This is a genomic window from Paraburkholderia sp. 40 (assembly GCF_050434105.1).
GTDB classification, from domain to species: Bacteria; Pseudomonadota; Gammaproteobacteria; order Burkholderiales; family Burkholderiaceae; genus Paraburkholderia; species Paraburkholderia tuberum.
In genome coordinates this window covers 3286234-3299169 of the sequence record NZ_JBNPVY010000004.1, presented here as the reverse complement: position 1 = coordinate 3299169, position 12936 = coordinate 3286234, and the positions used below count along the sequence as shown (strand labels likewise).

Below are 12936 nucleotides of genomic sequence, written 5' to 3'. Positions count from 1 at the left end.
GGGCATCCAATCCGAAGGAAACCCCGAAATGAGAAAGCTTATGCTGCTTGCGGCAGGCCTTGCAGCGTCCGCTTTCCTCGTCGCCGGTTGCGTTACTCAAACGACGCGCTCGCCACGCAACCCGGACCGACGGCCGCACAGAAGTTACAGAACGCGATCACAGGGGCATGCATGGTCCTGATGCCGACGATCGATCCGTTGACATCGCTGTTTGCTAAGCAGCCGGTAAGCGCCTAGCCATCCCATCTTGAGTTGCGCTGAAGGTCTTGGGAGCATCGTATCCACTAAGTTGATCTGATCACACAGTGGTTGCCGGAAGAATTCTCCCTCGCTCACAGGTGTCTTCGGACCCATCCGCACCTCGTCAGGAATTACAGGATTTACGCTTCAATATGCCAGGTCCCTGCAATTCCCACAACACTATTGCGGCATAAAAGCCCCACAGCGAAAGGCTTCCGCAATATTTCAGGGCTGACTACATCATGGGCACCGCACAGGCAAAGGCCGCGTTCGAAGCGCTCTGTTTGCTCGCGCAAACATAACACACCCGGTTTTCAGGATTTGACCTGACCGTCTTCTTAACTCTCCTTGCTTGAGTTAAAACGCTGAGCAAGGGATTCGTTTTTCGGGCGCGATCTCATGACTCACTGCTCGCTCTTAACCCCGCGCGACCGTAATCATAGTATGTGGATGTGGCCTCAGCTCAAAGTAATCGAAAAAGTGCTGCTGCCACAACGCACAAACCATATCCATCTGCTCGACTAAATCTGTCGAAAACGCTTGCGCACGATCGGCTGCATCGACTTTACTGCGCATGCGCTCCAACAGAAGGCGTTCGAAATCGCTGTTGCAGTAGTTCGCCACCTGTTCAGGCGGGAAGGAGTAAGCAGCGGCTCGCAAATCCTTCTGCGTCGAAATGAAGGTGCTGAAAAAGCGCTCGATGATGAACGGCAGGAATGGCGCCGGGTCCGTGTGGATCGTGTCCACCATGACGTGGCGCGCGACGCCACTCTCTGGTTCTGATTCGAGAAACTCTGCGATCGGAACAAGCACGCCGCCCACGTAGCGCTCCCAGAACACCTGCGAGCCGACCCAGAAATTGCTGTACGCCACATAGCGCTGGTCGTGTCTCGGTGTGTCTTTGATTTGCCATCCCAGTTTGCACGCGTCGCTGAGCAGTTGAGCCGCGTGCGCGAGGCCGGGATGTGCGTACTCGCCCTGCATCCAGACATTGAACGACCAGTACGCGATTTGGGGAAACGGGTTGACGAAATAGACTTCGGCATCGGAGTTCGTTTGCACGAACTCGATGAATTGCGCGCCGGACATCTTCGCCTTCAGGCTGAATTTCGGCGAAAACAGTCCCGTGAAGTCATGTTGGCAATGCACGCCGTGACGGTACATGTCGACGAGGATGCCAAACTCGCGCCACTCTGGGCGCGCATTCCCGTCCCGTCTGAGCGGGATGAAAGCCGCGTCCGCCAGCACTTGATTTTGTGCATAGAGCGGCTCGTAGATTGCAATCTTCGCGTTCATACTTGGCCCACACGCTCAACGCAAAAGTGCCCCAAGTCCGGGCGCCACTTCAGGTACGTTATTGACGCGTTGGGGACGGTAAAGCTGGGGTAGCGCGCTTCGATCGGAATGCAGAGGAGGTGCTGAAGAATTACGCTGATCGGGCCGCCATGCGCCACCGCCGCCATGAGGCCGGCTCCTGCGGCGCGCGGCAGCACTTCGCTATCCACCCAGTCGCGCACCCGCACGGTCATTTCGAGGTGGGATTCGCCGCCTTCGTAGCGATTGGTGATGTCGTGGTTGAAGTCCGGAAAGGCGGCATTGAAATCCGCTTCTTTCCAGGTGCCGTACGTGCCAGGATGTGTTTCGGCAAGCCGCGAATCCAGCGTCATCCTGGCCTGTTCGCCGAACACGATCTGCGCTGTCTGGTGCGCGCGCCGCCACGGGCTGGAATAGATCGGCGAGGGCGCATAACCGAAACGCTGGAGCGTAGCCGCGAGCTTTTCGGATTGCGTTCTCCCGAGATCCGTCAGCGGATCCCGGTCGTTCGAGATCAGCAGTCCGTTTGCGTTCGCGGTCGACTGTCCGTGTCTGATGAGTAAGAGGTCCATGGTGCGGGCGCGTTTACGGATTCGGGTTGTCGCTGGTTAACAGCGAAATCAGGGTGTGCGCGGGTTGCGCCAGGGTGAACCGTCGATGAACATCGTTGAATGCTTCACGTTTCAGCCTTTGTCTCAACGCGGCGTCCTGGTACATGCGCTCCATCGCTTCGGCCCATTCGTCGGCCGTGTTGTTGACGAGATATCCAGTTTTCTCGTGCGTAATGGCATCTTCGTATACCGGCGAGCGCGAGTAGATCGCCGGTATACCGAGGCTGCCGTAGTCGATGTATTTGATGCACGACTTGCAACTGTTGAAGAACAGCGCTTCGGGATCTTCTCGCCCGCCAAGCGGCACGATTGAGAAGAGATAGCCTGCATCGCGGATCTCACGCTTGTAGGTCGCATTCTCAAGGAAGCCTTTCGAGGTCAAGCGCGGAATGCGTGACATTTCCGGAAAGCCGTCTCCCCAGAATTCCAGCAAGAGCTCCGGGTGTCGGTTCATGAATTCAACCAGTACCTCGAAGAAGTCCCTCCTGAAGTGCACGAGTTTAATCCCATCTGTGTTCGAGAACAGGATCTTCGGCGGCTGCGCCTCGTGCCAGTGTTCAGGATTCGTCGGAATCGCACGATGGTCGAAGCCGTTTGGAATGATCGAGACTGTCGGACGGATGCGATGAAGCTTGCGTCGCAGCGTCTCGTTCGACACCGTGGCGATGGTCGCGTTACGCAGCAGCCAGGTGATGTTCGCCAGCAAGTCATCGTTCAGATCGGTCACGCTGTACATCGGCAAGTCTATGATCCAGTCATCTAGATCATAGATGGTACGCAAACCGAGGTCGTTGGCCATGCGCATCACGTCCAGCGCCCGGCGAGACGTGTGCTTGTTGAAGAGAACGGCGTCAAATCTGCGCAGATGTCCGACGGTGATGTCGGCTTCGACGATCTGCTCCCATTCGATCAAACCCTCGTTTGCCATATAACCGAGCAGCGGGCCGAAACGGGCGGCAATCGACCTCGACATAAGCCGATCGTGCGAAAGCGAGATTCGTTGTACTACCAGTACGCGCGGAATTCTTGGCATATCAGATACTTTCACGTGCCAGCATCTCGGCGAACCGCGGGCCAATGATCGAGGCCGAATGCCGCTCCATCACGCGTGCATGCGTTTGCAAGAGTTTCTCTTCACGATCCGGGGAGGTGATCACTTGCCGGATTACGCTAGCTAGCTGCTGCGCCGAATCCGTCGGGGCGTACCAGACACCGTCGGCAAAGTGCTCGCGCTGCCAGGGGCCGTCGGCGATCACGAGCGGCTTGCGCATGATCGCTCCCTCCAGACTTGACCTACCGGGCGGATCGATGCTCACTTCCACCATGACTGAGCAGTTCGCGATAATCGATCGCAACAAAGCGCTGCATGGCTGCACGAAGGGCAGGAAGGTGATGCCGGAATGTGCCTCCTCGACGCATCGGCGATAGTATTCTCCGTCTCGTGCTCCGCCCACGAACACACCTTCCATCCGTAGCTCGTTCAATGCACGGATCAGTTCGAGCTGGTTCTTGACCGGCTCGATCAGGCCAAGGCAGAGTGCGAAATCGGTGGCACTGCAGATGGTCGACGACAGGTCGGAATCGGCTGCGACAAGAAAGCGGTTCGACACGCACGTCGGGACCACCCGTACCTTCTCGGCGGGCACATCGATGTACTGGCTGAAGTTGTCCAGCTCGGCCTGGGATTTGAAAACAAGTCGATGTGCGTCGCGCGTCAATGCGCTGATGCGTTCGACTTCGTTTAGGCTGGGCGCTTCGGTCCACCATACGTTGGGCCACAGGAAAATGGGCTTGGCCCTGTGCCGCGCTTCGCGCAAGATCGCTTCGCCGTCGGCGTGGACGGAGAAGTGGATGATGCCGTCGTAGAAGCTGAGCGGGCGGCTGCCGATCCCGTAGATATCGGTGTGAACTCCACAGGATTTGAGTATTTCAGCTACCTGAACCAACTCCGATTCACCGCCACCACTGACAGTAAAGGCGGTGCTGTAGGTCGTCAGGAGGAATTTTAAGCCGGTCATGTGTCGCCTCTTTCGCTGCCTGCCAACAGTATCTGTTGCCACACCGAAGTGTCGGTACGGAGCAATATTTCTTGCGAGCGCGTTATTTCCTCACGAGCGGACGCGTCGACGTGAACCGGATCGGCCAGTCGCGAGGCAATGGCATCCGCCCATCCCGCGAGCGGCGCATGGGGGTCGAACACGCTTTCCGGTCTACACAATTCCTGCACGGCTGTCCCACCGCGAATGAATACTGGTTTGCCGAAATGCATGGCTTCGAGCACGGGAACGCAGAAGCCTTCGTGTCGACTCATTACCAACAGACCGCTCGATCTGTCATAGCAATCGAGCAAATCTTCATCGTCCACCATTCCTAGGAAGTTGACGTAATCAAGTACGCTAAGAGATCGTGCCTGATTGACGAGGAACTTTGAATAATCATAGTTCGGCATGCTGCCGACGATCGAAAGTGTGAACTTCAGCTTACGCTCGTGCAGGAGCGCAAGCACCTTGATAGCGTCTTCCACGCATTTGTGCGGGACGACGCGCCCGACTACCATCAGATCCGGCTGCAGCCGTTGCTCCGCCCGTCTCGTCGGCGTGCGTAGAAATACAGGCATGTCGGCGAAAACAGGTGGAACGATTGTAATCGAGGTTGGGGCAATCCATTCGGCCACGCTGCGTGCCGTCGAATGCGAATTTGCTATGAAGGATTGGAAGCGCGAAAGCAGCGGAAATTGTGCGAGCGATGCCTCGCAGAGATCCGCGGTCCGGGGTTCGAATTCACGCAACAAGTCCGGGTCGGTTACTCCGTGAAAATAACAAAGCTTGCGGCAGGGAAGTGCGAGCAGTTGTTCGAGGAATGGATCGAATATCGAATAACTGACGAGCAACACGTCGTCCGCGTCGATTTGATCGAACAGGTTCGACAGTGGTTGAATATGCAGTACCGTCGCGTCGAAGCGCTGCGCATAGAGCTCCGCTTGCATGCCAAAGCGCATCGCTGTTCTGGCAATGCCAATGCAATGATTGCCGACCGCGTCGCCTGCAAAGATATCTGGGGCACAGATCCGGAGTTTCATTGGGACGATCCCTCCGAACGAATTTCCGCCAGACGTTTCGCATAAGCTCTGCCGACGGCCTCAATCGAGTAATTGTCCCGGATCAGGAGTGTCCCCGCTGCCGCGATGCGCTCCCTCTCGTTCGCGTCATCGAGTACGCGTACGAGCTGACGCGCCGCCGTAGACACATCAGGGTCGCACCAGTACTGCCCTTCATGGAAGAGATAATCGCCTTGTCGCAAAGGGACCAGCTCGCCGTCCACCAGGTACGACGTGTCGGCGTTGCAAAAGTCGACATTGCCCGAAAAGTTCGTCACGACGACGGGTTGCCCGATTGCCATTGCCTCGGCAATTACGCGACCGAATCCCTCGCTCCTATGCAGCGAGATGTATGCGTCGCAACAGGCCATGAAGTCGATGGTGTCCTGCCGGGTCAAACGTTCAGAAATAAGATGAACGCGGCTATCTTGCGCCGCAATATCAGCAACTTCGCGCCAGATTGGATCGTCTTCGCGAATGTTCATCGCTTTGACGACGAGGCCAACGCCGCTTTGGCCGCTGCCGAAGGCTTCCTGAAACGCGCGCACCCCGGCCACTGGATTCTTCCGTGTGAGCCAGGAGTTGCCATCGAACATGAGATAAAACAGGAACGTATTCTCTGGCAGCTTGAAACGACTACGCACGGCTGCTGCGGGAGGCGGGACTTCGACCGCCATCGGCATATGATAGACAGGCGTTTCCCTTTGGCGCGCAAAGGTAGTCTGAACGAACTTGCTTTGCGCCCACAACTCGTCCACAAACGTATGGACCTTGCCAAACGCGCTAGGCCATTGCGGCAGTTCCCACGGCCAGCTACCGATCTTGTACGTGTCCGACTCGATGATCTTTCGGCCGCCTTCGAGGGAAAGTCGCAACATCTCAGGGGGTGGCAAGCAAAATAAACTGACGCTGTGCTTGAGGTCTTCGCTCAACAGATGACTGATCGACATGTCGAGCTTGGGCGGCCCAATCATGGGCGCGTTGACAAGCACCGATGGTATCGAGGCAGTCGTAAGTGCGCGCGCCGCGGTTCTTGCATCCTCACCCAGGCCGAGAACGCCTTGCGGGAATCCAACGATATTGATCCCGAACGGCCGTGCTCGATTGAGGGGTGATATCGATACGGCGCACTGGTTCTCTTCCTCGCGCGAATCTTCATTCGGTATGCTCACTGAAAGGCCGCTAAGTGCTCGATATTCATTCCGCCCGCTGCCTTGCCACCAGTGCACGAGGTGCCGCCTGCCGGCATTGGTCGACACATCGAAGGCTGTTTGCAGATCGGGACGTTCGTCGCGAATCCATAGGAGAAATCGTGGTAATCCGATCAGACCATTGACAGACGATTCAGTCAGTTTTACCAACTGATCGAGTACGTCCGAGGTCGCCCATCGTAGATAAGGGTATTCTCGTACTCCGCTGTTTTGCCACCATTGCAGACAGTTGACCTGGCCCGTGAAAGTAGCGATGTCAATATTCTGTTGCAGGTCCGGACGGGCATCGATTAGAAGCGTCACAAAACGTGGAACTTGCATCAGATTGCCATCGATCGCTTTGTCGAATTCCTCAAAATATCCGATGATCGAGGACGTCGACCATTGCAGCATGGGGAACTCGACTTTTCCGTGTGTTTCCCACCAGCCGATCGCTGTCAGTTGTCCCTGAGCGGTTCTAAGGTCGAGGCTCCTCTGAAGATCGGGGCGATGCTTGATGATCAATGGAAGGAAGCGAGGAAAGCGTTGATCCGGCAATCCTCCGATGTCATCCATCTGGTCGAGAAGGTTCGAAATCTGTGCCGTAGACCAGACCAGATCCGGGTATTCCTGCTGACCATGGTTGTTCCACCAGTTGATCGCCGCAAGCTGGCCCGGGAACGTTGTCAGATCGATATCCTTCAAATCCGCACGATGCTTGATGACTAGGGGCAGGAAGTGAGGGAAATGAATGTTGGCGAATAGAACGGCCTCGTCGGGTTCATTCAGATAATCGATGGTCTGTGCAGTCGACCACGTGAAGTTCGGGTATTCCTGCCGACCATGTTTTTCCCACCACGTCACCGCCGCGAGCCGGCCCTCAAACGTTGTCAGATCGATATCCTTCAAATCCGCGCGATGCTTGATGACTAGCGGCAGGAAGTGAGGGAAATGAATGTTGCCGAATAGAACGGCCTCGTCGGGTTCATTCAGATAATCGATGGTTTGTGCAGTCGACCAAGTGAGGTTCGGGTATTCCTTCTGACCATGTCTTTCCCACCACGTCACCGCGGCGAGCTGACCTGGCAACGTCGACAGATCGATATTGGCTTTAAGGTCGGACCGGCTCTCGAGGATGAGCGGCAGGAAGCGCGGAAAGCACAAGACTCCGTATGATTCGTGCTTTTCGAGTTGATTCAGCGATGCATAGGCGCGTGCAGACGACCACGTGATCTTTGGGTACTCGAATTGGCCGTGTTTTTCCCACCAGTCGAGACTCGCCAGTTGTCTAGGGAACTGATCCAGCGTTAGATACCGGTGCAGGTCTGGACGATTCCGAATGATCAGATTGAGAAAGCGTGGGAACTCGATGTTACTCGTTCCCATAAAGCCCTCGGTCTCCATGAGGGCCTGGACGAGTGGCTCCTCCTCTAAGACGTCAGGCGACGCGCCGCGGAGCCAATGAGCGATGCATTCCTGGTATTCGGTGAGCAGCGTCTTCGTATCGAGATCTTGAATATACGCGACGTCCAACGGCCGCAGAACCCATTGAAAGTCCGGGTAATTCCCCTTTCCAACCGAATTCCACCAGAAATAAAGCACCATTCGGTCCTTGATGGATTTGTATTTGAAATGTGCAAGATCTGCACGGAATTTGATCAGAAAGTAGATTGCGTTGGGCAGAGAGAACGGTTCACCCGATGACGGGTGGCGACAATCCTTGAGCCATTCGGTATGCGAAGTCATCTGTTATAGAAAGTCCGGAACGCGTGAATGCCAAGCCATGGAAAAATCTTCGGTGTCCAGACTAAGATTTGGCGAATAGCACGGATCGTTAAGCAATACTTCGCCCCAGCGCTGTTTGACAAATGCAACCTCTGCATCAAAGCGGGCAATCTTTTCGGGCGTGTCTTCGTAGCCACGCGACGCCGACTCGTGATGATAGAGCTCCGCGTAGGGCGTCCAAACGTTCCGGTGGCCCGCCTTCCGCACGCGCAAACAGAAATCGACGTCGTTAAACGCGACTTGCAGCTTCTCGTCGAGTCCGCCGACCTCCCTGAAGATGGACGTGCGGACAACCAGGCACGCGGCGGTGACAGCGGTCATCTGGCTACGCAATAGCGTACGGAAGAAGTAACCTGGTGCCTTGCGCTCGGAGTGCTTGTGGGAGTGTCCAGCAACGCCGCCCAGGCCGATGATGACGCCTCCATGCTGAAGCGTGTCGTTCGGATAGAGAAGCTTTGCGCCAACCGCGCCCACGCCCGGTTGAATGGCGATCGACATCATTTCGTACAACCACGTTGCCGTGATAACTTCAATGTCGTTATTCATCAGGCAAACGAAGTCGGCTTCGCTCGCCAGTCCAATGCGATTGTTCAGTGCGGAGTAGTTGAAGGGCGAATCGTCTCTAACGACGCGGATGTGCTCGTCATCCTTGAAGGTTGCAAACAGGTCGAATGTCTCCTGTTCCGTTGACCCGTTGTCGATAATCGTGATGAGGTAATTGTCGTAGACGGTCTTTTCGCGGATCGAGTTCACGCACTGACGGACGAGACCCGCTGCATCTCGCGTCGGAATAATAATCTCTACGCGAGGGTGCGGGGCGGGAATGTTGTAGCTGACCTTGTTGAACGCGGGAGCGTCGGGCGCAGGTTCGACCTCGCCGGCGACATTGTTGCGTTCGAGGTGCTCGGCAAGTGCGCGTGCAGCAGCAGACACCGCGTAAGGTTTGGCTTCGTGAGTGCACGCAGTACTTTCTGGAATCACGCGCCAGTGATACAGCACCCGCGGAATGTGGTAAATGTTCTGTGCACCTGCCTTGTCAAGCACTCGCAGTGCGAGGTCGTAGTCCTGTGCGCCTTCGAAGCCAATTCTGAATCCGCCGATTTCCTTCAGTACCGACGTTTTGTAGGCCCCAAAATGGCAAATCATATTCTGGTTCAGGAATAGGTCGTAGTTGAAATCGCATTTAAAGTACGGTTCCGATCGTGCGCCTTCGATGGAGATCTTGTCTTCGTCACTATAAATCAGGGCAGCGCTCGGGAATGCACGAATTGCCTCGGCTACGTAAAAGAGCGCCAATGGGTGCAGTTCATCGTCGTGATCGAGAAGCCCGACGAACTCACCAGTTGCCATCTCGAGCGCCGTGTTGGTTGCAGCACTGATGTGACCGTTTTGGGCGCGATAGGTTACTTTGAAGCGCGGATCTTTAGCCGCGTACTCTTCAAGAATATCTTTCACGTGAGGTGTCGCGGAGCAATCGTCCGCGATACAAAATTCCCAATTTTCGTAAACTTGATGAAGCACCGACTCGATTGCCTTCCTCAGCCATTTCTCGGGTGTCTGATAGGTTGGCATCACGATGCTGACGAGCGGCTTATGATCCCACGATGTGATGCGATCACGGATGAGGTTATATCTTTGCTCAGGGATCTCGTTGATCTTGATCCAGTTACCATAAGTTAGCTCGGTGACCGGATTGCCTAACTGATCGAGTGCGCCGGTATGAGTGGGCACAATGTGATACGAATCCAGCAGGCGCTTGATCTGTTCGTTCGAACGGGCAAGGATCTCGATGTTGAAGTCGATAAGGGCAAAGAGACCGGGATGCGCAAGAGGGTCGAACCGCAGGTCTCGCAAGCTTTCCGGGAATGCAATTTCCTGATCCACATTGCCATCGGCATCGACGGACAGTCGTAACGCATTTTGCTCCGACAAACCGGCACCGGTATCCATGTAGAAAATGCAGACGGATCGACGCGAATTGCTCGTCAACAAACGGAATGAAATTCGCAAGGCGCGCCCGCGCAAGATCTCCCAATTCGAGATCGAGAACTGAGGGTCACCGTTCGTCGCGTTCCAGTTGAAGGGCGGGACGGCGGAGGCCTCGACATTGCTTAGTGGTTTTAAATCAAATTTCATTTTGTCGTCAGGGAGCTATAGATGGACTGCAGGGGCTGAACCACGGTCTGCCAATTTAATTGATGCGGATCGCGATTGGCTCGGGACTTCTTGTCCGCGGCAGCGGCATTACGGATCGCGACCACAATGCTGCCAGGATTTGCGGGATCGAGGTATTCGACTTGGTCGCCGAAATACTCCTTTGTCGAACCCACTTCTGTAATCGCCGTCCGGCATCCGGCTGCGTACGCTTCCAAAGCGGCGAGTCCCGGCGTCTCGAGCGTGCTGGGCAAGCAGAATACTTCGCAGGCGGTGTAGGCCGAGCGTAGCAGTTCGGAGTCGTGTGGCAGTGGGCCGAGATAGATGACTTGGTCGCCCCCTTCATCGCGGCAAGCGCGTGCATAAGCTGGGTCGCGTTCGTGGCCGATCAATACAAGTTTCAGATCCGGCACCGACTTCATTGCTCTAACTAGTTGCAGCTGATTTTTGCGTGGCTCGATATTACCGACATTCAGAACGAATTTCTCGTGCAGATTGAAGCGGGAGCGGAACAGCGTTGAGGAGATATGTTCGTAGAACGCGTTCTCGACACCGTTCAATACCGTCACGAATTTCTCCCGTGACAAATTGAAAATTCTTGCTAGGGTCTCGCACTCAATGTCGGAGTTCGCCACCACTCGGTCCGCCAACGAGAACTGGTGATGAATCTCGGCAATCGGGTAAAGGTGTTTGGTTGCTTCCGTTACCCAAAGACTAGACGAAACTACTAGCGGTAACCCCAGTTGTTTAACAAAGTTACAGAAGTGAACTGAGCCACCGACGCACGAGAAAAAGTGAACGACGTCGTGATCGACGAATCGTGGATTCCAAGGATCGAACAAACTGACGTCCACACCTTGTGCGCGCAGATGCTTGTAATAGGCAAGCAGTTGGATTTCTCCGCCGCCGGGGGTATGGAAAGCCATAGGGTAGGTGGCGAACAGCACTTTCATAAAAGGGACTCAATTTTGCTCAAACGTTTTCTTTTCGCCATGCCGGGGCATCGTACTGCACCGCTGTAGCGTCGGGCACGAGGCGCAAATGTGGCTTGGGCGGCATGATCGGGAATGTTCGCAGGGATGTGCTGCGCGGTTCCGTGCCAATCGAGCGCTGGCTCGTTGTTGGGTAGGGCGGGGGCAGCCCACGGGCAAGCGCGATTGTGCAGTCGCCGAGCACGTCGGATCGATACCACAAATTCCACATGCGCGGATATGGTTGAGTTGTTACCAAGTGTACGAACGGCGCACCAGCGGGCGCACGTCCGTTTTATTATCACGGCCTCAAGCGTTGGCGACGCGTTGGGTGTTGCAGGCGGCGTCGCGGCAGCCGGCACTAGCTCTTAAACCTTACGACTAGCGGGCCGCGTCGGGGATCGCCCGCATACAATACGTTCCCAGTCAGATTTCCTGAGAAAGCACCGTGAATGCCAGATTGTATCGTGTCTCAATCGTCTTTTCCGCCGTTGCCGGTCGCCTTGAGTTTCGATGGCGACCGCCAGCGCGCGTGGAAGCAACTCGGCGCGGGCAACATCGCGTTTCGGAGGGGGCGTAGATGAGTCTGCAGATCCTCATCACTGGCGCCAACGGCTTCGTCGGCCAGGTGGTGTCCCGCGCGTTGCTGCGGCGGGGCGATAGCGTGACTGGCGCGGTGCGCCGGCCGCAGACGGCCGCCGAGGGCGTGCGCGAATGGCTGCTCGATACCGAAGACTTTGCGGGCATCGACCAGCGCTGGCCGGTCGCGCTCACTTGCGATGCGGTGATCCATCTGGCGTCGCGCGTGCACGTGATGCGGGAGACCCTGACCGAGCCGCTCGCCGCCTATCGCGCGACCAATGTCGAGGGCAGCTTGCGCGTCGCGGCCGCGGCGCGGCGCGCGGGCGCGAGGCGCTTCGTGTTCGTCAGCAGCATCAAGGCGATGGGCGAGGCGAGCAGCGGCCGGCCGATCGCCGAAACGGATCAGCCCGCGCCGTCCGATGCGTATGGCATCTCGAAACTGGAAGCCGAGCGCGCGCTGTTCGACTACGGCCGCTCGACGGGTCTCGAAGTCGTCGTGGTGCGGCCGCCGCTGGTCTACGGGCCGGGCGTGCGCGCGAACTTCCTGCAGCTGATGAACGCGGTCGCGAGAGGCATTCCGTTGCCGCTCGGCGCGCTCAGCGCGCTGCGCAGCCTCGTGTTCGTCGATAACCTCGCGGACGCGCTCGTGCATTGCGCGACTGATCCGCGCGCGGCCGGCGAAACCTTCCATGTGACCGACGGCCGCGACCTCAGCGTGCCGGAACTCGCGCGTCTGCTGGCCACGCAGCTTCACGTGCCCGCGCGGCTCGTGCCGGTGCCGGCCAGCCTGCTGCGTCTCGCGGGTCGCCTGACCGGCCGCTCGGCGCAGATCGATCGATTGATCGGCGAACTGCGCGTCGACAGTTCGCATATCCGCGAATGTCTGAACTGGTCTGCGCCGCATACGGTCGAGCATGGGCTGCTCGAAACCGCGGCGTGGTATCGCTCGACACATTGACCACGTGTTGAACCCGCCTTGATGACTCCGACCT

The 12936-nt window shown here is 56.8% G+C and carries 9 protein-coding genes; 1 reads left to right on the top strand and 8 read right to left on the bottom strand.

The features are described from left to right. Positions 1-657: 657 nt before the first annotated feature. From OKW28_RS37240 to OKW28_RS37205, 8 genes are read right to left on the bottom strand one after another with little or no spacing between them, the layout of a single operon-like run. Positions 658-1536 (bottom strand): hypothetical protein, encoded by an 879-nt coding sequence (locus OKW28_RS37240; protein ID WP_429452862.1) that lies wholly within the window; start codon positions 1534-1536, stop codon positions 658-660. Continuing rightward, complete coding sequence (locus OKW28_RS37235; protein ID WP_429452860.1) at positions 1533-2126, bottom strand: histidine phosphatase family protein; 594 nt, start codon at positions 2124-2126, stop codon at positions 1533-1535. The genes OKW28_RS37240 and OKW28_RS37235 overlap by 4 nt, the downstream gene beginning before the upstream one ends. Positions 2127-2139: 13 nt before the next feature. Then, on the bottom strand, positions 2140-3198 hold the full coding sequence (locus OKW28_RS37230) for a glycosyltransferase (RefSeq protein ID WP_429454584.1): 1059 nt from the start codon (positions 3196-3198) through the stop codon (positions 2140-2142). 1 nt (position 3199) lies between these two features. Next, entirely contained in the window at positions 3200-4183 is a 984-nt protein-coding gene (locus OKW28_RS37225) for a glycosyltransferase family 4 protein (RefSeq protein WP_429452858.1), read from the bottom strand. Continuing rightward, positions 4180-5244 carry a glycosyltransferase gene (locus OKW28_RS37220; RefSeq protein ID WP_429452856.1) on the bottom strand — a complete coding sequence of 355 codons (1065 nt, stop codon included), beginning with the start codon at positions 5242-5244 and terminating at the stop codon, positions 4180-4182. Before OKW28_RS37220 ends, OKW28_RS37225 begins: the two co-directional genes overlap by 4 nt. Then, positions 5241-8198, bottom strand: a complete 2958-nt coding sequence (locus OKW28_RS37215; RefSeq protein WP_429452854.1) for a glycosyltransferase family 4 protein — start codon at positions 8196-8198, stop codon at positions 5241-5243. Before OKW28_RS37215 ends, OKW28_RS37220 begins: the two co-directional genes overlap by 4 nt. Positions 8199-8201: 3 nt before the next feature. Beyond that, positions 8202-10373: a glycosyltransferase family 2 protein gene (locus OKW28_RS37210; protein ID WP_429452852.1), complete on the bottom strand. Its 2172-nt coding sequence runs from the start codon at positions 10371-10373 to the stop codon at positions 8202-8204. Continuing rightward, positions 10370-11344 carry a glycosyltransferase family 4 protein gene (locus OKW28_RS37205; protein WP_429452850.1) on the bottom strand — a complete coding sequence of 325 codons (975 nt, stop codon included), beginning with the start codon at positions 11342-11344 and terminating at the stop codon, positions 10370-10372. Before OKW28_RS37205 ends, OKW28_RS37210 begins: the two co-directional genes overlap by 4 nt. 598 nt (positions 11345-11942) lie before the next feature. Here OKW28_RS37205 and OKW28_RS37200 point away from each other — a divergent pair. After that, positions 11943-12902, top strand: coding sequence for an NAD-dependent epimerase/dehydratase family protein (locus tag OKW28_RS37200; protein WP_429452848.1), 960 nt, complete (start codon positions 11943-11945; stop codon positions 12900-12902). The last annotated feature ends 34 nt before the right edge of the window (positions 12903-12936 follow it).

What these genes read in the sequence shown, in the direction of transcription:
- OKW28_RS37240 (WP_429452862.1), bottom strand. Translation starts at nt 1,536, where the DNA reads ATGAACGCGAAGATTGCAATCTACGAGCCGCTCTATGCACAAAATCAA.
- OKW28_RS37205 (WP_429452850.1), bottom strand. Translation starts at nt 11,344, where the DNA reads ATGAAAGTGCTGTTCGCCACCTACCCTATGGCTTTCCATACCCCCGGC.
- OKW28_RS37200 (WP_429452848.1), top strand. Translation starts at nt 11,943, where the DNA reads ATGAGTCTGCAGATCCTCATCACTGGCGCCAACGGCTTCGTCGGCCAG.
- OKW28_RS37225 (WP_429452858.1), bottom strand. Translation starts at nt 4,183, where the DNA reads ATGACCGGCTTAAAATTCCTCCTGACGACCTACAGCACCGCCTTTACT.
- OKW28_RS37235 (WP_429452860.1), bottom strand. Translation starts at nt 2,126, where the DNA reads ATGGACCTCTTACTCATCAGACACGGACAGTCGACCGCGAACGCAAAC.
- OKW28_RS37215 (WP_429452854.1), bottom strand. Translation starts at nt 8,198, where the DNA reads ATGACTTCGCATACCGAATGGCTCAAGGATTGTCGCCACCCGTCATCG.
- OKW28_RS37210 (WP_429452852.1), bottom strand. Translation starts at nt 10,373, where the DNA reads ATGAAATTTGATTTAAAACCACTAAGCAATGTCGAGGCCTCCGCCGTC.
- OKW28_RS37220 (WP_429452856.1), bottom strand. Translation starts at nt 5,244, where the DNA reads ATGAAACTCCGGATCTGTGCCCCAGATATCTTTGCAGGCGACGCGGTC.
- OKW28_RS37230 (WP_429454584.1), bottom strand. Translation starts at nt 3,198, where the DNA reads ATGCCAAGAATTCCGCGCGTACTGGTAGTACAACGAATCTCGCTTTCG.